General features: G+C 52.5%; 14 protein-coding genes. 9 read left to right on the top strand and 5 right to left on the bottom strand.

The window, feature by feature from the left end:
* The first annotated feature begins 2 nt into the window (after window positions 1–2).
* On the top strand, window positions 3–1,526 hold the full coding sequence (locus Q1L85_RS13775; RefSeq protein WP_300433432.1) for a methyl-accepting chemotaxis protein: 1,524 nt from the start codon (window positions 3–5) through the stop codon (window positions 1,524–1,526).
* Here Q1L85_RS13775 and Q1L85_RS13770 read toward each other — a convergent pair.
* On the bottom strand, window positions 1,514–1,909 hold the full coding sequence (locus tag Q1L85_RS13770) for a tetratricopeptide repeat protein (protein WP_300433431.1): 396 nt from the start codon (window positions 1,907–1,909) through the stop codon (window positions 1,514–1,516). The two genes, Q1L85_RS13775 and Q1L85_RS13770, sit on opposite strands and share 13 nt — an antisense overlap.
* Window positions 1,888–4,224, bottom strand: a complete 2,337-nt coding sequence (gene mrcB, locus Q1L85_RS13765) for a penicillin-binding protein 1B (RefSeq protein WP_300433430.1) — start codon at window positions 4,222–4,224, stop codon at window positions 1,888–1,890. Before mrcB ends, Q1L85_RS13770 begins: the two co-directional genes overlap by 22 nt.
* A 234-nt stretch (window positions 4,225–4,458) precedes the next feature.
* Between mrcB and Q1L85_RS13760 the strand changes: the two genes are divergently transcribed.
* The 6 genes from Q1L85_RS13760 (at window position 4,459) to Q1L85_RS13735 (ending at window position 12,491) form a co-directional block, all read left to right on the top strand.
* Window positions 4,459–5,556, top strand: coding sequence for a polyamine ABC transporter substrate-binding protein (locus Q1L85_RS13760; protein ID WP_300433429.1), 1,098 nt, complete (start codon window positions 4,459–4,461; stop codon window positions 5,554–5,556).
* 109 nt (window positions 5,557–5,665) lie between these two features.
* On the top strand, window positions 5,666–6,799 hold the full coding sequence (locus Q1L85_RS13755; protein WP_300433428.1) for an ABC transporter ATP-binding protein: 1,134 nt from the start codon (window positions 5,666–5,668) through the stop codon (window positions 6,797–6,799).
* The gene (locus tag Q1L85_RS13750; protein ID WP_300428488.1) at window positions 6,796–7,698 is read left to right on the top strand and encodes an ABC transporter permease subunit; all 903 of its coding nucleotides are present in this window, start codon (window positions 6,796–6,798) and stop codon (window positions 7,696–7,698) included. Before Q1L85_RS13755 ends, Q1L85_RS13750 begins: the two co-directional genes overlap by 4 nt.
* Window positions 7,699–7,706: 8 nt before the next feature.
* Entirely contained in the window at window positions 7,707–8,513 is an 807-nt protein-coding gene (locus Q1L85_RS13745; RefSeq protein WP_300428493.1) for an ABC transporter permease subunit, read from the top strand.
* A gap of 77 nt (window positions 8,514–8,590) precedes the next feature.
* On the top strand, window positions 8,591–11,515 hold the full coding sequence (gene glnE / locus Q1L85_RS13740; protein ID WP_300428489.1) for a bifunctional [glutamate--ammonia ligase]-adenylyl-L-tyrosine phosphorylase/[glutamate--ammonia-ligase] adenylyltransferase: 2,925 nt from the start codon (window positions 8,591–8,593) through the stop codon (window positions 11,513–11,515).
* Window positions 11,516–11,561: 46 nt separating this feature from the next.
* The gene (locus tag Q1L85_RS13735; protein ID WP_300433427.1) at window positions 11,562–12,491 is read left to right on the top strand and encodes a branched-chain amino acid transaminase; all 930 of its coding nucleotides are present in this window, start codon (window positions 11,562–11,564) and stop codon (window positions 12,489–12,491) included.
* A 122-nt stretch (window positions 12,492–12,613) separates the two neighbouring features.
* Here Q1L85_RS13735 and Q1L85_RS13730 read toward each other — a convergent pair whose 3' ends face one another.
* Together Q1L85_RS13730 and Q1L85_RS13725 are read right to left on the bottom strand one after the other, a co-directional pair.
* Window positions 12,614–13,441, bottom strand: a complete 828-nt coding sequence (locus Q1L85_RS13730) for a hypothetical protein (protein WP_300427404.1) — start codon at window positions 13,439–13,441, stop codon at window positions 12,614–12,616.
* Between the two features lie 173 nt (window positions 13,442–13,614).
* Entirely contained in the window at window positions 13,615–15,525 is a 1,911-nt protein-coding gene (locus tag Q1L85_RS13725) for a DNA topoisomerase III (protein ID WP_300427405.1), read from the bottom strand.
* Window positions 15,526–15,694: 169 nt separating this feature from the next.
* Between Q1L85_RS13725 and Q1L85_RS13720 the strand changes: the two genes are divergently transcribed.
* Together Q1L85_RS13720 and Q1L85_RS13715 are read left to right on the top strand one after the other, a co-directional pair.
* A complete protein-coding gene (locus Q1L85_RS13720) occupies window positions 15,695–17,749 on the top strand; it encodes a TonB-dependent receptor (protein ID WP_300427406.1) in 2,055 nt (684 codons plus the stop codon).
* Window positions 17,750–17,754: 5 nt separating this feature from the next.
* Window positions 17,755–18,900 (top strand): DUF1624 domain-containing protein, encoded by a 1,146-nt coding sequence (locus tag Q1L85_RS13715; protein ID WP_300433426.1) that lies wholly within the window; start codon window positions 17,755–17,757, stop codon window positions 18,898–18,900.
* Window positions 18,901–18,912: 12 nt separating this feature from the next.
* On the opposite strand, the gene Q1L85_RS13710 is transcribed toward Q1L85_RS13715, so the two are convergent.
* Window positions 18,913–19,692, bottom strand: a complete 780-nt coding sequence (locus tag Q1L85_RS13710) for a glutathione S-transferase family protein (protein ID WP_300427407.1) — start codon at window positions 19,690–19,692, stop codon at window positions 18,913–18,915.
* Window positions 19,693–19,765 lie beyond the last annotated feature (73 nt).

Raw genomic sequence — 19,765 nt, 5'->3', positions numbered from 1 at the left:
TTATGCAAACTTCACCCTCAATTACTGCGTTTTATATTCAGGCTGACCGCTTTTTCGTAAAGCTGATCATCGGACTCTTTCTTCTTGCTCTGGCGCTGGCCAGCTGGCACAACACCTGGGTGGCCGCACTGGTTGTCGGCATTCCAGCCGTACTGGTCCCGGTGATGATCAGTAAGATTATGCCTGGCAGACGCACTTCCCGGATCGCGTTTGCGGCATCTCTGATGATTTTCTGTGGTCTGCACATCCATCAGGCCCACGGCCTGATTGAAATGCACTTCGGAATTTTCGCGCTACTGGCCGCCCTACTTTATTACCGCGACTATATAACTGTGATCGCCGCTGCCGCTGTGATTGCCGTGCATCACCTGGTGTTCAACTACCTTCAGGCCGCAGGCACGGGGGTCTACGTATTCGATTTTCATGAAGGCATTGGTGTGACAACAGGCCTTGAAATCGTTCTCCTTCATGCCGCATTCGTAGTGGTTGAATCTGGACTGCTGATTTATCTTTCGCGCAAAAGCTGGGAGGAATTCTGTCAGAGTATTGAGCTTCTCGACATTGGTGCGCACTTGCAGAAAGAGGGAGAGATTGATCTTTCCTATCAGGTAGCGGCCCCCTCGAGCGGCTTTGGCAAAACATTTAACCGCTTCTTCCGGGAAATTCACGAAGTCGTCAGCAACGCAAACAAACTGTCCGACGGCATCGCTGAAGTCGGTGTCGAGTTCAGTCAGGCAACACGGACAATGGAAGACGGTGCCCGCCGTCAGAGTAATGAAACCGACCTCATTGCATCGGCTACTACCCAGATGACGGTATCCATGAAGGACATTAACCAGCACTCTGAAGCAGCGGCCTCTGCTGCGACGCAAGTGAATGAGGTGGCGACCACCAGCGAATCAGATATCCGTAACGCCAGAACGGGCATTGAACAGCTTGCCGCCAATATCGAAAAAGCAAACGCGGTCATTCAGAACCTGGATACCGAAAGCAACAACATTGGTTCTGTCCTGTCGGTGATTCAGGGAATCGCTGAGCAGACCAACCTGCTGGCACTCAACGCAGCCATTGAAGCAGCGCGGGCCGGTGAGCAGGGACGAGGCTTTGCGGTGGTCGCAGACGAGGTGCGTACCCTTGCATCCAAGACCCATGAGAGCACCGAAGAAATTCAGCGGATGATTGAACGTCTGCAGAAAGGCTCCAGCGAAGCGGTGACTGCAATGGAAACATCTCAGAGCGGCGTGACCACCAGCGTGGATCAGATTACCCGTATTGATGAGCACCTGAAATCTATGCGCTCGTCCGCCGAATCAATGCGCAGCATGAACGAACAGATCGCCCAGGCGATCAGCGAACAACATTCTGCCATTGCCGAAGTGAACAGTAATCTCACCAGCATCCGTGAAGTCAGTGACAGCACACTGGAGCAGACTCAGAGCTGTAAACAGAAGTCTGATGACCTGTCAGCGATGTCTGTTTCACTGAAAAACCAGCTGGCACACTTCCGGACGGCTCAGAGCGACTGATCTGGCGACAGCTGATAAGAAAGCTCGTACAGACGATAGGCCAACTGCTCATCAGCAGGATCAGCAAACACCCGCGCCCGATCAAGCAATTGACGGGCGCGTTCAGTATCGCCGCTCTGCATACTCGTCCACGCCTGACGATAAAGCACGTAAGGATTGCGCGGTTCAATCCGTCGGGCCTGATCCAGATACGTCATCGCAGCCGACCAGTTACCTGACTGGGCCGCATCATCCGCCTGCTGAAATAAAGTAATCACCGCCGGATGATTCGTGCCATCCGGGTATGCTGAGTAATCTTCACCACTGTACTGAGTCGTTGTATTTGAGGCGCAGCCCGCGAGCATTAACAGCGACAGACAACTCAGAATAACCAATCGAGCCATGAGCGGATCTCCTTTCCAATCCGTGAGGTGCCAGAATTACAGGCTTGCCTCGGCTTGTCCAGCCACGAAACAGGGAAGGGGTATGCTTCACCACTACAGCCATCGGCCAGCAACGTTCCCTGCGGGTCGACAGTAATCATCTTTAACCCACGGGGAGCACTGAGAGGCTCGGCGCCAGCTTTGCGGAACGTCTGCTCCCAGACGGGCAACGCAGCTGAACTTCCGGTAAATGGCATCGGGTCATTATCATCGCGTCCCACCCATATGACGCCCAGGTGGCGATTATCAAACCCCGCCAGCCAGGCATCCCGTTGACTGTCACTAGTGCCGGTTTTTGCCGCCAGCGGCTGTGGCAGGCTCTGCAGGCGTCTTGCCGTCCCCGTGGCGACGACCTGCTCCAGCCCGGCCCTCAGCCACTCCATCAGAACAGGGTCATACATCTGCTTTCCACGGATGGCATAGGACGACAACATATCCCCCTCTGAAGTGGTCACCGCATCAATGGTGCGTAGCGGCATGACAAAACCTTCCGAGGCGATGGTCTGGTAGATCTGAGCAACTTCTAAAGGTGACATAGAGACAGCCCCCAGAAGAAGCGACGGATAGGCCGGTAAAGACTCGCGTACGCCCAACCGGTGTAACTCATCCACCACCTTCTGCAGACCAATCGTCATCCCCAGCCGGGCGGTTGCCTGGTTGTAGGAATGACTCAGAGCGGTCTGCATCGGCACCATGCCGTGACTCTGATGATCGTAGTTCTCGGGTTGCCAGAGATCACCAGCGCGCCCTTCAACAGCGACGGGAGCGTCATCAATCAGGCTGCCCCAGTGATAGTCACCCGTCCTGAGTGCTGCCAGAAATACCGCGGGCTTCGCCAGCGATCCGATGGCCCGGCGGGCATTGAGTGCCCGGTTAAACCCAAAAAAGGATGCGTCTCTTCCGCCCAGCAGTGCGCGGATTTCGCCACCATCGACACTGGTAATCACCGCCGCCGTCTCCAGCTTGCCTTCGAGCCCCGGACGACCACGTTCAAGCAGGTTGAGATGTTGTTCTGCAGACTCCTCCACCGCCGCCTGTATCCAGGGATCAAGAGTTGTGAAAATCCTCAGACCTTCCGATTGGAGATCCACCAGCCGGTAATCCTGCTGCAACTGTTCTTTGGCCAACTCCAGAAAGGCGGGATACTCGCGCTGACCGGCACGTCGCGGAGAGGCGGTAATTAATGGCTGACCGCGTGCCCGTATCCGCTCGGCTTCGGTAATAATCTGGTGCTGTGCCATCAGGTCCAGTACCAGATCACGCCGGTCACGTGCTCTGGCCTCATGCCGGCGCGGGTTATAAAACGAGGCGCCTTTCACCAGTCCCACCAGAGTAGCGATCTCTCCAGTGTCGAGTTCACCTAACGGTCGTCCGAAGTAAAAGCGCGATGCCAGGCCAAATCCGTGAATCGCCCGTCGACCGGACTGCCCCAGGTACACTTCATTGATGTACGCCTCAAGAATTTCTTCTTTGCTGTAATGGAGCTCCAGCAACAGAGACATAAACGCTTCCTGAACCTTGCGGCTGAGCGTACGCTCATTATTCAGAAAGAAATTTTTCACCAATTGCTGCGTGAGTGTTGACCCGCCCTGAACCATGCCTCCCGCGCGGACATTGGCCATCATTGCACGGACGATGCCGTGTACAGACACGCCCCAATGTTCAAAGAAACGTTTATCTTCAGTGACAATCAAAGCGGCAACGAGGACGGGAGGCACCTGATCCAGGCGCACCAGCTCCCGGTCTTCATTGTGGGCGGGGAAGATTCCGCCGATGTACTGAGGTTCAAGACGTAACAACGGCTGACTGCCAGTGTCATCAGCTAATGCTCTGACCCGGCCACCGGACAACGACACACGAATGCGGCGCGAATTCTCAGCACCGTCCCAGAAAGGAAAGCCGCGACGATAGATCAACCACTCACTGCCCCGCCTCTGATAGGTGCCAGGCCGGTCCGCCACCGGGGCCTCGCGATAATCCGCCCACGTCAGTTCGGCTCTGAGCTGTTCCTCAGAGAGTAGAAGGCCCGGGTAAAGAGCCAGAGGCCGGGCATAGACCTTTGCCGGCAGTGCCCACTTTTTGCCATCAAAGGCCGCCCGGACCTGCGCATCCAGATACACCATCCAGACACCGAAGATAGTCAGCAGTACAAGCAGGAGAGAGATAAGGGGAAGTTTCCAGCGCTTTCGGGGCTTCAGTAAAGGCTTCCCGGAGTGTGACGATTCCTGTTTACGACGTGGAGTCCTGGCGCGAGTTGGGCCGGCCTTTTTTGCCATTGTGATTTTTGCCTCTGACGGCGCAGGTTTTCGCTTGCAACCCTGCGCCTCTTTAAATAGTGTTTCTGATCGTTACGATGAAATCAATTATCTGTATTTTTTGCCGGATATTGCGATCATCCGCATTTCCTGAGCCCGGATTGGCTGAAAAATCATCAACCGGCCGGTACACGTCATGCGGGAACCTGTCACGGGTGTCCCGTTGAAACAGAGCTCTCCTGACGGAGTATATCAATGAGCAAAACCCTGTTTTCCAAAGGCCTGATTGCAGCATCTGTTCTGGCCGCTGCCAGTGTTGTAAACGCAGAAGAACTGCACATCTATAACTGGTCCGATTATATCGCCGAAGACACTATCACCGCTTTCGAAAAAGAGACCGGTATCGATGTGACTTATGACGTGTACGACTCAAACGAAGTTCTGGAAGCTAAAATGCTCGCTGGTCGCAGTGGCTACGATCTTATCTTCCCGACGGCCCGCCCATTTGCCGACCGTGGTATCCGTGCCGGACTGTACCAGCCACTCGACAAAAATTCGCTGAGTAATTACGGCAACCTTGATAAGAACATTCTTAAGTCACTCACAGACATCGATCCGGGCAACCAGTTCCTGGTGCCTTATATGTGGGGTACCTCCGGCATTGCCTACAACGTGGAAAAAGTGAAAGAGGTTCTGGGGGCTGACGCTGAACTGGACACCTGGGCACTGGTATTTGACCCTGAAACCGTGAAAAAGCTTCAGTCATGTGGCGTTGCTCTGATGGATGACCCGACCGAGGTGTTCGTCGCTGCGCGCGCCTACAAAGGCCAGAACACTGACGATTTCAGTAAAAAAGCGATTGATGAAGCCGCAGCCACGATCAATGCGGTACGTCCGTATATCCGTTATTTCCACAGCAGCCAGACCATCAATGATCTGGCCAACGGCGACATCTGCGTGGCTCACGGCTACTCAGGCGACATGCTTCAGGCAAGCGATCGCGCTGCAGAAGCTGACAATGGCGTTACCGTACAGTACATAGTGCCGAAAGAAGGTGCGGTGGTATGGACGGATGTCATGGTGATTCCTGCGGATGCTAAAAATGCGAAATCAGCGAACGCCTTTATTAACTACATTCTGCGTCCGGAAGTGGTTGCGCCTATCACCAATTATGTTGCCTATGCCAATGCGAATTCAGCGGCAACGCCTCTGGTAGACGAAGAAGTGCGCAATAATCCTGGGGTCTATCCATCGGCCGCCACTATGGAAAAACTGCTGGTACTGAAAAGTCCGGCAGACAAAGAAATGCGTAATATGAGCCGTGCCTGGACCCGGGTAAAAACCGGCAAATAACGGTAACGCGCCTGTCGCACAAGCGCCCCGTATCTGACATACACGCTGGATACGGGGCTTTTTTATCTGTTGAATTTCCCTGCTCAGGGCACTGGAGGAACTCCCGGACATGAATCAACCGCGTTCTCTGGCGAATCAATCGTGGTCAGCACCTGAAGGTGAACCCGTCGTACGCATTGAAAAGGTCACTAAGCATTTTGGTGAGGTGTACGCTGTAGACGATATTTCTATTGATATTCACCGGGGTGAATTTTTCTCCCTGCTGGGTGCTTCTGGCTGCGGTAAGACCACGCTGTTACGCATGCTGGCCGGGTTCGAGACGCCCTCTTCCGGAAGAATCTATATCGACGGCCAGGACGTTACGGATGTTCCGCCGTACAAACGCCCTATCAATATGATGTTTCAGAGCTACGCGCTGTTCCCTCACATGACCGTCGCTCAGAACATTGCCTATGGCCTGAAAAACGAACCTCTCAACCGCCAGCAACGCCGTGAGCGTGTTGTAGAAATGATGGCGCTGGTCCAGATAGAAAAGCTGGCCACCCGCAAACCACACCAGTTGTCCGGTGGACAACGTCAGCGAGTCGCTCTGGCCAGGGCACTGGCAAAACACCCGAAGATCCTGCTATTGGATGAGCCGCTCGGTGCGCTGGATAAAAAGCTCCGTGAACGTACCCAGTTTGAGCTGGTCAACCTGCAGGAACGCCTCGGTATTACGTTTATTATTGTGACGCACGATCAGGAAGAGGCGATGACCATGTCATCCCGTATTGCCCTGATGCACGACGGCCGTATTGAGCAGGTCGATTCACCCCGTCGTATGTATGAGTTTCCGGCTACCCGCTACGCCGCGAATTTTATTGGCTCGGTCAATATGTTCGAGGGTCACGTTGTATCGCATGAGCAGGACATGGTCACCATCGCCAGCGAAGAAACCGGCAGTGAGCTGATCGTGCATCACAGCCAGCCGCTGACTCAGGGAATGCCAGTTACGGTTGCCGTTCGCCCTGAAAAGCTGAAACTGACAGAAAAAGGGACCAACCCGGCAAACGAAATTACCGGCACGATTCAGGAAATTGCTTACCTGGGGGACGTCTCGATTTATCACATTGATCTTCCCAGCGGGAAGCGTGTGCAGTTTACACAGTCAAATATCCAGGCGCTCGCAGAGCTGCCATTAACCTGGGGCCAGGAAATAACGCTGACCTGGAGTTCGCACAGCTGCGGAGTGCTCAGTCAATGAAACTGAGTTTTGCGACTGCGAATCCGCAGAAACTGATTGTCGCCATTCCCTGGCTCTGGCTGGCGTTGTTTTTCGTCATGCCTTTTATTTTTATTCTGAAAATCAGTGTGTCAGAGCCGCAACTGGCGATGCCTCCTTATCAGGACTGGATACGCGAGTTTGAAGATGGTCTGCTGACCATTACTCTTAATTTCGGTAACTATCTGCTGTTGCTGGAAGATGATCTGTATGTCTCAGCGCTGCTCGGTTCAGCGACCATCGCAGGCATCTCCACCCTGTTGTGTCTGCTGATCGGCTATCCGATGGCCTATGCCATCGCGCTGGCCCCAAGCCACTGGCGTATGCCTCTGCTGATGCTGATCATTCTTCCTTTCTGGACATCATTTCTGCTGCGTGTGTACGCCTGGATCGGGATACTGAAAGACAACGGCCTGCTGAACCAGCTATTGATGAGCATTGGTCTGATCGATCAACCCCTGCAGATTCTGCACACACCCGTCGCCGTGTATATAGGTGTGGTTTACAGCTACCTGCCCTTTCTTGTGCTCCCCCTGTATGCCACGCTGGTCAGACTTGATAACACCCTGCTCGAAGCGGCCGCAGATCTCGGCGCACGCCCTCTGCGCCAGTTTATGACGGTGACACTGCCTCAGTCTGTGCCCGGTATGGTTGCAGGGTCTATGTTGGTATTTATTCCGGTTATGGGTGAATTTGTCATCCCCGATCTGCTGGGAGGCCCGGATACTCTTATGGTCGGTAAGCTGATGTGGACAGAGTTTTTCAATAATAAAGACTGGCCTGTCGCTTCCTCACTCGCTGCGGTTTTGCTGATGCTGCTGATTATTCCTTTTGTGTTTATGCGCCATTTTGAGCAGCGTACTGCAGAGGAGGAGAAGTAATGCGAGCGATGTTTATGCGCTACCCCGTATTAATCTGTCTGTTGCTTGCAGGCTATGCGTTTCTCTATCTGCCAATTTTCAGTCTGATTATTTATTCGTTTAATGAAAGTCGCCTGGTGACGGTCTGGGGTGGCTTCAGCACTAAATGGTACGGCGAATTACTGCAGAATGGCCCATTGATCGATGCCGCATTACTCAGCCTGAAAATAGCAGCTATGAATGCGACCCTGGCAATTGTTCTCGGCACACTGGCGGCACTCGCGTTAGTCCGTTTCCGGAAATCCCGGGGACACGCCAGTCTTGGCATTATGGTGACAGCACCGTTAGTCATGCCTGAAATTATTATCGGCCTCTCTCTGCTGCTTCTTTTTGTTGCTATGGAAGACCTGACGGGCTGGCCTGCCGGACGGGGACAGACAACCATTCTGATCGCGCATGCAACCTTCTCAATGGCCTATGTCACCGTGATCGTTCAGAGCCGCCTTGCTCATATGGACCGTTCGCTCGAAGAGGCCGCACTGGATCTGGGGGCGCGACCGCTGCGTGTATTCTTTACGATTACTCTGCCAATGATTGCTCCGGCGCTGGCCGCTGGCTGGCTACTCGCGTTCACTCTCTCGATGGATGATCTGGTCATTGCCAGCTTCGTCTCCGGCCCGGGTTCCACAACCCTGCCAATGGTGGTGTACTCAAGTGTCCGCCTTGGAGTCAGCCCTCAGATTAACGCACTGGCAACTCTCTTTATCGCCGTCGTCAGTCTGGCGGTTCTGATCGCCTCTGTGATTCTCTACCGGCAACAGAAAAAAGATAACTGAGTTCTCTCTGACGTCACTTTGGCTTTGCTGGCGGGTACCCTAGAATAAAGGGGTCACCGCCAGAGAAGCCAGCCGCTATGCATTTCCCCCCTATCCCTGCCGTACTCGAAGACTATTGGGTATCGCACAGCCCGCAGATACAGGATCATGCCGAACGTCTTGGTCTGCAGTGGGATGCATTTACCACACAATTATCCGACGCCTCGCAAGAAGCCCTCCGCCGCGTTCTTATACTCAGTGACTTCGTCGCCGACGCTCTTCCCCGGGACTATGAATGGTTCACCAGTGTCATTATCGACGGCCGCATAGACCAGCAGGTGACCCGGGAAGATTTCATTGAATGGCTATCTGATTTTTCAGCAGCCGCAGAATCTGAAGAAGACTGGCAGCGCGCACTGCGGCAATTACGCCGGCGGGCGATGGTCCACATTATCTGGCGGGACGCTCTGAAAATCGCTGACACCCTACAGACTACCCGCGCACTGTCTGACCTTGCCGATGTCTGCGTCTGTCAAAGTATCCGCTTTCTCCAGCCTGTGCTGGAACAACGCCATGGCAAACCGCTAGGAAAGACCACCCGGGAGCCACAGACACTCCAGGTCATCGGCATGGGCAAGCTGGGGGCCTATGAACTGAACCTCAGCTCGGATATTGACCTGATATTCTGCTATCCGGAAAGCGGTGAGACCGAGGGCCCCAAGGTCATCAGTAATCAGGAGTTTTTTGTAAAACTTGGACAGAAGCTGATTACTGCGCTGGATAAACAGACCCCGGACGGATTTGTATTCCGCACGGACATGCGTCTGCGCCCCTATGGCCAGAGTGGCCCTCTTGTTATGAATCACGCCTCACTCGAAGACTACTACGAGAGCCAGGGGCGTGACTGGGAACGCTATGCCATGGTAAAGGCCCGTATTATGACGGGAGAAAAGGATCAGGCGGCTCAGTCACTACTGAACATACTGCGACCTTTTACATACCGGGTATATATCGATTACAGCGCTTTCGAATCATTGCGCTCTATGAAAGCCATGATTAATGCAGAGGTCCGTCGCCGGGGGCTGGATAATAACGTTAAGCTTGGCCCCGGTGGTATCCGGGAAATCGAATTTATCGTCCAGGCGTTTCAACTGATCCGGGGCGGGCAGGAAAAACATCTGCGTAAACGCTCGTTGGTTGCTGTGCTTGATATTCTCGCGGGCGACGGCTATCTGCCGCCTCAGGCAAGTGCTGAACTCAAAGCAGCCTATTTCTTTCTGCGGGACAGTGAACATGCAATCCAGGGCATACGCGATGAGCAGACGCAGCAATTGCCTGAATCGACGCTCGACCAGGCAAGAGTTGCCTTATCAATGCAGTGCAGAGACTGGACGGATTATCTGAGCCAGCTGGAGAAGCACCGCGCGATTGTCAAAGAGCATTTCGCACATATTGTCGCTCACCAGAGTGATGATGATGCCGACGATATCGACCACACCTGGCTGGATCTCTGGCACGGCGAACTGAGCGGAAAAAGTGCCGAAGAGTTTCTGACAGAACACCCCTGTGCCGCCCAGGAAAGTGTGCGCCATCTGATCGACAGTTTCCGGGAGTCCCGCGCCGTCACCAATATGCAGCAGATCGGCCGCGAACGCCTTGAAATATTAATGCCCCTGTTGCTCAGGGAAGTCTGGTCGCAGAAAAATACTACCGAGACACTTCAACGGATTATTCCATTACTGGAAGCCGTTTTGCGGCGCACCGCGTACCTGGTCTTGCTGTCTGAAAACCCTCAGGCACTGCAACAGCTGGTAAAACTGTGCTCGGCGTCCAGCTGGGTGGCTGCTTATATTGCCCAGACGCCACTGCTGCTGGATGAACTGCTCACCCCGGAAAATCTGTACCGGTTACCGAGCCGTCAGGAGCTTGCGGAAGAACTTTATCTGCGCCTGCTGAGAATCGATCCGGAAGACCTCGAGCAGCAGATGGAACAGCTGCGGCAATATGTCCGCGCTCATAAACTGAGAGCAGCAGCGTGCGAAGTCATGGGCAGACTGACTCTCATGAACATCAGTGATTATCTCACCTGGCTTGCGGAGACGACGCTGGAAACCGTCACCCGTCTGGCGTTCGACCAGATGGTGGCCAAATATGGATTTCCGACCAATGCAGAGGGCGACGCCGTTGGCGAACCCGAGTTTGTAGTGATCGGTTACGGTAAGGTTGGGGGGCTGGAACTGAGTTACAGCTCCGATCTCGATCTGGTGTTTATCCACAACGGCAGCAGCGGCAAAGCAACAACGGGAGAGCGCTCGCTTGATAATGGCGTGTTCTATACCCGGATGGGTCAGAGGATGGTTCACATTCTGAGCACACAGACACGCTCAGGTGATCTCTATGAAGTGGATCTGCGACTGCGTCCTTCAGGCAATTCAGGGATGATTGTCGCCTCACTGAAAGCCTTCCAGGAGTATCAGCAGAAACATGCCTGGACCTGGGAGCATCAGGCACTGGTACGTGCCCGGGTGCTCAATGGCGACCGCGCGCTTGCGGACGCCTTTGACCGTATCCGCCACGACATCCTCGGCCTCCGGCGTGAAGAGCCGGCTCTGCGTGAAGAAGTGCGAGCCATGCGGCAAAAAATGAGGGATAATCTCGGCTCCAAAGATACAAGCGGCCAGCAATTCCACCTGAAACAGGATGAAGGGGGTATTGTTGATATCGAGTTTCTGGTTCAATATGGCGTACTGGCCTGGTCACACCAGCATCCCGCACTGTCGGAATACACCGACAACATGAGGATACTGGATGCCTTCGCAATGGCCGGTCTGATGGCTCCACAAGACTGTCAGACCCTGCAGGAAACCTACCTGTCCTACCGAGCCGAAACTCACCGGCGTGCATTGCAGCAACAATCCCTGCTCCTTGATGGCGACCAACTGTCGCAATCAGGTTTTCATGCACGGCGTAACGATGTGACCCGACTGTGGAAACTCTGGCTGGAGCCTGATCAGCAAAGCTGACAGGCCAACAATTTTACTGAATTACATCATTTAGAGTGAGGTCCTTATGCTACCTTCCATGTCCGACCGCGATGGTCTGATCTGGCTTGACGGAGAGTTGGTTGACTGGCGCGAAGCCAAAGTACATGTACTGACTCATACCCTGCACTACGGCATGGGCGTCTTTGAAGGTGTGCGGGCTTATGAAACAGATCAGGGCGCGGCTATCTTCCGTCTGCGGGAACATACCGACCGCCTGTTCCGCTCCGCCCACATCCTGAATATGCAGCTGCCCTTCAGCAAAGAAGAACTGAACGAAGCACAACGTGCTGCCGTGCGTGAAAATGGCCTCAACAGCGCTTACATCCGTCCGATGGCCTTTTTTGGCTCTGAAGGGATGGGCCTGCGTGCCGACAACCTGAAAGTGCACGTCATGGTTGCCGCCTGGGAATGGCCGGCTTACATGGGTGAAGAAGCCAAAACTCAGGGCATTAAAATCCGCACCTCAAGCTACACCCGCCACCACGTGAACATCACCATGTGTAAAGCGAAGGCGAACGGCAACTACATCAACTCAATGCTGGCTCTGCGTGAAGCGATCGACAGCGGTTGTGAAGAAGCCCTGCTTCTGGATAACGAAGGTTATGTGGCTGAAGGCTCGGGCGAGAACTTCTTCCTGGTTCGTGATGGTATTATCTACACACCGGAACTGACCTCATGCCTGGATGGTATTACCCGTAAGACCATCATCGAAATGGCTCAGTCTCTGGGTTATGAAGTACGTGAAAAACGCATTACCCGTGACGAAGTCTACGTCGCTGACGAAGCTTTCTTCACCGGTACCGCAGCAGAAGTACTGCCAATCCAGTCACTGGATGGCCGTAAAATTGGTGAAGGTCGCCGCGGCCCAGTCACTGAAAAACTGCAGACTATGTATTTTGATACAGTGACAGGTAAGAACCCGTTCAACGCTGAATGGCTGACGCTTTGTAAGTAAAAGCATCAGAGCAGAAACAACCTGCTGTTCGCTAAAGCAAAAACCCCGGATATCCGGGGTTTTTTATTGGATATGAATTAAGAATTCATCATTTACAGTAACCAGCGCAGGCTTCTCCGGTGTTAAAGCACCACCTGCCCTTCCACACTATTATAAGCAACACACTGGTCTACTCCAGCATTGTCGAAATCCATAGTGCTGGTGACACTTCCACTGACACTACCGGTGACAGGATCTACATCCAGAACGACAGAAATTCCCTCATCGTAATCTCCCCGGTCTACCTTAGTCTCTGCTGCGAACAACATGTCCTCAACCTCAGAGAAATTAATTTTCCTTTGCTCTTCTGTCAGAACGTAACCTTCCGTCCAGTTAACAATCAACTGGCTAGCCTCTGGCCCGGAACCGATGATAGTTCCATCACACATCACTACCAGAAGGCCTTCCAGTTTTACAAGATATTCATTAGCTCCGAGACCTGCCGACTCCCGGTTTGGCTGGGTAATTAACAATGAAAATTCACTATCTTCCGGATCATAAGACTGAATGCTGATCGTGAATATTTCATCCAGTGCTGCCTCACTGAATAAGATTTCCGTCCCATAGGGGGAGTTGCCAGTCAGAGTCAGCGACTCAGTATTAACTTTAAGATCAATAGCCTGAAAATAATCTGATGACGCCAGTAAGAACATAACATCACCTGCGGATTCTGAAGCATATTCTGCATTCAGTATGCTTGCAGAAGGTAATGAGCCTGTGTACCGGGTATTCAGTACCAGGCTCATAGAATCCATAAAGGCAGAAGAGGATATCTCTGGCGCGGTTTCGGCGCCACGAACCCCCTCACTGAAGGTGAAATCCAGGGTGGGAACGGATGAACTTCCGCTTTCCCCTCCACATGCAACTAACAGAGTACTTACAACCATGGGAGCGATACGCATGTATGACACAACAACATCCTTTGTACTAAGATTTTACGTAGTTTCTCACGAAACATGCCGACATACAGTCATAAATCACGACGGTCAAAGAAGAGTTTCGGTCAGAAAATAGCCTACGACTTACAGTGGTTAGCTAAAATACATCGCTGTCCGGTAGCACCGTCAATGATGCTGTGATCCTGTTAACTGCTCATCCGCTTCTTCTTCCTGAAGCGCTTGCCCGATGATTTATTCTTCCCTGGCTCCGAACTAACCAAAGCGGGCATCGCTGACGCATGAACGCCAGATATCAGCTGGTGCAAACGCGCATTCAACTGCGCCATAAAGGCCTCATAACTGATCTGAGCTTCCGACATCTGCTCCAGCGCCTGTTCCCATTGCGCCGTCATATCGGGTTGAGTGGACTCGTCCGGAAGTACTGCTATTAACTGCCGGCCAGTATCCGTCGCCTGTATCTGCTTACCAACGCGCTGTAGAAAACGACGTTTGAAAAGAAGTTCCACAATACCTGCCCGCGTTGCTTCGGTTCCGAGGCCATCAGTATCTTTCAGCACCTTACGTAACTCCGGATCTTTAACATATCGGGCAATACCGGTCATGGCAGCAAGCAAGGTCGCATCGGTATAGTGCTTTGGTGGCTCGGTGTGTTTCTCATCAAGCTGAGGTTCTCCGCTCCATAATGTCTGCCCCTCAACCAGATCAGGTAATGGTGGTGAGCTCTTTTCGCGTGCAGGCATCAATGCCTTCCAGCCCTCAGTTACTGTTATACGCTCGCGCGCACTGAAAAGACCACCAGCGATTTCCAGGTCAATGCGCGTATCAGAGTATCGATACGCCTCACAGAATTGCATTAAATATTGCCGGGAAATCAGCCGGTAAATTTTCTTTTCTGCTTCATTTAAATTACCGCGAAGCTTTCTGGATGTTGGAATAATTGCATGGTGCGCTCCGACTTTCTTGTCGTTGAACGCTGCAGATTTTCTCGATTTATCGGTATGCTCTAACATTTTACCGGCATCAGAAATCGCCGATTTAATTGCCTCAGAGATATCCGACATTTCCTTGTGATGCGCTACCGGTAAATACCTGCAGTCTGAGCGTGGATAGGTGATTAACTGATGCTTTTCATAAAGGCTCTGGCAGGTATCCAGAACGGATTTAGCCGCCATTCCATATGCCTTAGCCGCGTCAATCTGAAGGGATGAAAGATTGTAGGGAAGCGGTGCAGCCTGCTTGCCTGGCTTTTTCTCAAATTTACTCACCTGAGCCGGTTGATTACGTATTCGTTCCACTACATTCTCAGCAAGTTTAGGGTTCAGCACCCTACCTTCATCATCCTGGTGTGGCCGACAGGCTTCACTCGGCTGCCAGTGGGCGTAAAAGTCCAGGGGATGTTGAGCCGTCAGATGAATAGCAGCGCGGACGTTATAAAACGGTTTGCTGACGAAGTCGTGGATTTCCTGGTCCCGACGGACCACCAATCCCAGTACCGGGGTCTGTACCCGCCCAACCGACAGAACACCCCGGTTACCAGCCTGCTGCCCTTTGATCGTCCATGCACGCGTCAGGTTAATACCATATAGCCAGTCAGCCCGGCTGCGGGCCAGCGCTGACACAGACAGAGGTATAAACTCACTGTTATTCCGCAGGTTACCGAGCGACCGCGACACAGCTTCCGGATTAAGATCACTGATCAGGAGGCGTTTTGCGCTGCGACGCTTTGTCTTCGGGGTTTTCAGATAGGCAATCACCTCATCGACCAGAAGCTGGCCTTCGCGATCCGGATCTCCTGCATGTACCAGCTCGTCCGCTTCTTTGATTAATTTACGCAGCACAGTCAGCTGCTTGCGGGTTTTAGACTTAGGAACGAGCTGCCACTCCTGCGGAATGATGGGCAGGTGTTCAAGGCGCCACTGCCTGAAAGCAGCATCATAAGCCTCGGGTTCCGCCTGCTCTAACAGGTGCCCTATACACCAGCTGACGACGTCGCCACTGGCGGCACGAATGCATCCGTCTTCTTTCGTATGAGGGCGCGGGAGTACTTCAGCAATCGCGCGGGCAAGGCTGGGTTTTTCGGCGATAAAGAGGCGCATCGGTATCTAAAGACTGAGTCGAGGTCGGCATAGCATAATAAAGCGCTGTCTTTCTTAACAACTATGATCTTCCCACATTAAATGTTATCTTATAACATATCATTAACCAACAGAGCCACATCGCGTGAGTCCATTATCCCCAGTACCAAAAGCCCCAAAGCGTTTACTTGTGATCTCATTGCTGGTTTCAACCGGCATCGCTAACAGTTCAGAAACCACACTGGAAACAGTCACAGTCGAATATCAACAGGCTTATCGGGGGAACGTCGCGCCTGAAGAGATTCCGCAATCAACGGACGTGTTAGACAGCACGTTACTGGAAGGCCCAATCAATGATCTGCATTCTGCTTTATCGCTTTCTCCGTCGGTAGCTCCGCAGAATAGCCTTGGTGGTCTTTGGGATAGTTTTGCGGTGCGAGGCTTCCCCGGCAATGAAAATATGCCGTCTGGTTATCTGATTAATGGCTTCAGTGGTGGCCGAGGTTTCAGTGGGCGTCGTGATATCTCGGCCATTGATTACATCGAGATTCAGAAAGGGCCGGGGTCGGCATTATACGGTCGGGGAGAGCCCGGTGGCACGATAAACATTATCACTAAAAAGCCCCAGTTCCTCCCGGCAGGCAGCATCACTCTGGAAGGCGGTTCATATAACCACAAGCGTATGGAGGGGGATTACACGCGCAGCATTAATGATGCACTGGCATTTCGGGTGACTGGCGCGTTGCAGGACAGCGACAGTTTTCGTGATGAAGTTTTTCAACGCCGCAAAGTACTTAATCCCTCTCTGTTATTTACACCCAGTGACGATACAAAAGTCCTCTATGAAGGCGAGTACCTGAATCACGAGCAACTGTTCGACCGCGGCATTGTCGTGCTTGATAATAACTTCGATACTGTTCCCCGCTCACGCTACCTGGGTGAACCCAACGATGGCGCCACCGAAGTGATGGCCATCGGTCATCAACTCAGTCTCGATCAACGACTAAGCGACGAATGGCGCATGTCTCTGGGCTATAGCAACCGTCGCTCATGGCTCGATGGTTATTCCTCTGATACCGAGCTGTCACCCTCGCGTCAGTCCCTTTACGACGACGGAGAAACTCTGACCCGTCAGCGCCGTCTTCGCGACTATCAGACCGCTGATCACTCTTTCCGTGGTGAACTGAGTGGCACAGTGAACACTGCCAGTATTGAACATAATCTGCTCTTCGGCGCCGACGGCTACCGTTACCGCCTTGATCAGAATCTTGAGCGCTACCGGGGTGGCAACGGTACCTACACAATTGATATTTATGATCCTGTGTACGGACAGGAGCAACCTGAAACAAGTCCGCTAAATGAAAATCACGAGTTACAACATGGCTACGGTTTTTATTTACAGGATCTGATGCATATCACGGATGACTTCCGCTTATTACTGGGAGCACGCTTTGATCACTACTGGCAGTCTCTGCACGAACGCGTGTACGGCACTCCTCAATCCGACAGCGGCAACGTCACCAGCCCACGCATTGGTATCACGTATGACATGAACAACGAATTCACGGCCTACGTCAGTCACTCGCGCGGATTTCTGCCATTAACCGGCAGCGATGCAGAAGGTAATGGTTTTGACCCCGAACGTAGCCGGTCGAATGAGATTGGCCTGCGTCATTCCCGTGCGAGCTGGCTGACATCCGTCGCCTATTTTGAATCCGTTAAATCAAATATTCTTACCGCCGATCCGGTAAACGCGGGTTTCTCAACGCAATTGGGTGAAGCTGAAAGCGACGGCATTGAGTTCGAAACCAGCGGCCAGCTGACACCGGCAACTTTTTTAAGGTTCAGCTACACTTGGCTCGACAGTCGCACCAGCAACAGTGCTGTCAATCCGGACTGGGGTGTCGAAATTCCTGCGGGCAGCCGCCTGGTGAATATTCCTGAACACAGTGCCAACCTGATGCTGCGTCAATACCTTAACTTCGGCCGATTACCGGGTAGCGCAGGCGTCACTGTAAATTATGTGGGTGAGCGTTCAGGCGACACTGTCGATCCGGAATATGTATTACCTGAACACTGGTTGATCGACCTCAATGCCAGTATCGAGGTCGTGTCAGACCTGAGCGTCTCAGCATCAGTAACTAACCTCACGGATACCTTTTGGGTAGATAATAGCTACTCTGCACTGTGGACACAGCCAGGTGCCCCGCGCACCTATCGCGCATCTGTTACTTATGATTTTTAAACACAATGATGACTGAAAAGCTAAGCCAACGAATTAACAGTATCGACCTGATGCGTGGCCTCGTCATGCTGATCATGTTAGTTGACCATGTAAGGGAGCGTTTTTTTCTCCACATGCAGGTCAGCGATCCTATGGATATTGATACCACCAGCGCTGGACTCTTTTTCAGCCGCTTTGCCGCGCACTTCTGTGCGCCGGCGTTCGTCTTCCTGACCGGCGTATCTGCATGGCTATACGCCAGTACCGGACGAAACCTCTCAGGGTTTCTGATTAAGCGAGGCCTGTTTTTAATTCTGCTGGAACTTACGTTAGTCACATTTTCCTGGATGGGAACCTACCACACGATCTGGTTGCAGGTTATCTGGGCCATTGGACTATGCATGATCGTTCTTGGGTTACTGCATCGACTACCATTCACTCTTCTTCTGACGTTGGGATTAGTGATTGTCTTCGGACATAATCTGCTGACGCCAATAGGCTTTGCAACCGACGACAGCCTCTATCCTATATGGACTATCCTCCATGATCGCGGCTTTCTGATTACCTCCGATGTGATCAACCTGAAAGTCAGCTATCCGGTACTGCCCTGGATTGGTGTCATTCTGCTCGGGTTCTGCACAGGTCCGCTGTTTTGCAGCACAGTCACCAGTAAAGAGAGAAAAACGGCGTTCTTACGCTTAGGTCTTTTCAGCCTGGTATTGTTTGCCGTACTACGCGGGCTGAACATCTATGGAGAGCCAAGTGCCTGGCAACTACAAGGCAGCCTGCTATTGAACTTAATGGACCTGTTCAACCTGACCAAGTACCCGCCTTCTCTGGCGTTCCTGCTGATAACCCTCGGTGGGATGTTTCTTGTGCTGAGGCTAGCCGAATCAGATCTAATAAGTAAACGTCAGAGGCTGATTGCAGTTCTGACTGGCTTCGGGGCTGCGCCTATGTTTTTCTATCTTCTTCACCTGTATGCACTGCTTCTGATAAACAGTACTCTGCATTTATTTATGGAGCCAAACCATGGTGAATTATTTGGTGTCAATCATATAGGTTGGATCTGGCTGATTGCAGCAATACTGGCAATTGCTCTTTATTGGCCAACCAAAAGCTTCGCTCGCATCAAAAGGAAATCGAACATCAAACTTCTCAGTTATCTCTGATCCGTCGCTACTCTAATTTCCACTCCGGGGAGTCCTTGCCCAGATTTTTCCCCGGTGATCGCGATAGAGATTCCGCACCCATTCCAGCGCCGGGCTATCTGCCCACTTCTGCGCCGGACCGGCCATCTTCTCGCGAAATTCCTTCGTGCCATAAATTGGGTGTTCTACGGGGCAAGCCAGAGGTGCAAGAAGTGATGCTGCAGTAATATCAGCAACCGTCAGGCGATCACCTACCAGATAGCGGCCTTTTTTCAGCTCTTCTTCAAGCCAGCGGATTTCCGCATCAATTTTCTGTTCTGCTTTCGCCACATCTTTCGGATTAATTTTCAGTTTAATCTTGAAGACAGGTTTAATAACCGGATAAAACAGGCGGACAACCGCACTTTCCCACGGCGTTGAGAATTGAGTCCAGATCGTCTTGATCAATTCATCATGAGCAAAGCCAGGCAGATAGAGGTAGCGCGCAACCGGCTTACCTATTGCGTCGAAGCGACGCTGAACAGCGACAATTTCTTCCTGCAGGGCGGCTGGCATTGTTTTCAGCGGGCCGTATTCCATTGACAACCAGTTAACAATCCTCGGGCTGTCCTGCACACACTCACTGCCACGCTGCACCAGAGGCACCGTTGTCTGCTGACGCTTTCCCTTGAGCAGCATAGGAAGCGTATGAACGGCAGGCGTCAGTGCCTCTTCCTGATAGGGAATGTTTTCGTAATCCAGAAGCCACCGTATTTTTTCGCTATAGTGCGACATATTGATGGTGTACAGAGTCAGACTGTGAGCATCTGTCATTTTCATTCCCTCTTCAGCAACCGGATCTTGGAACAGATTAAATGTGGGCGGAGTCTACGCGATTTTGAGCGAA

Origin of the sequence: uncultured Thalassolituus sp. (genome assembly GCF_950066645.1) — a bacterium.
Lineage (GTDB): Bacteria > Pseudomonadota > Gammaproteobacteria > Pseudomonadales > Oceanobacteraceae > Thalassolituus.
This window is presented reverse-complemented; position numbering and strand designations above follow the sequence as displayed.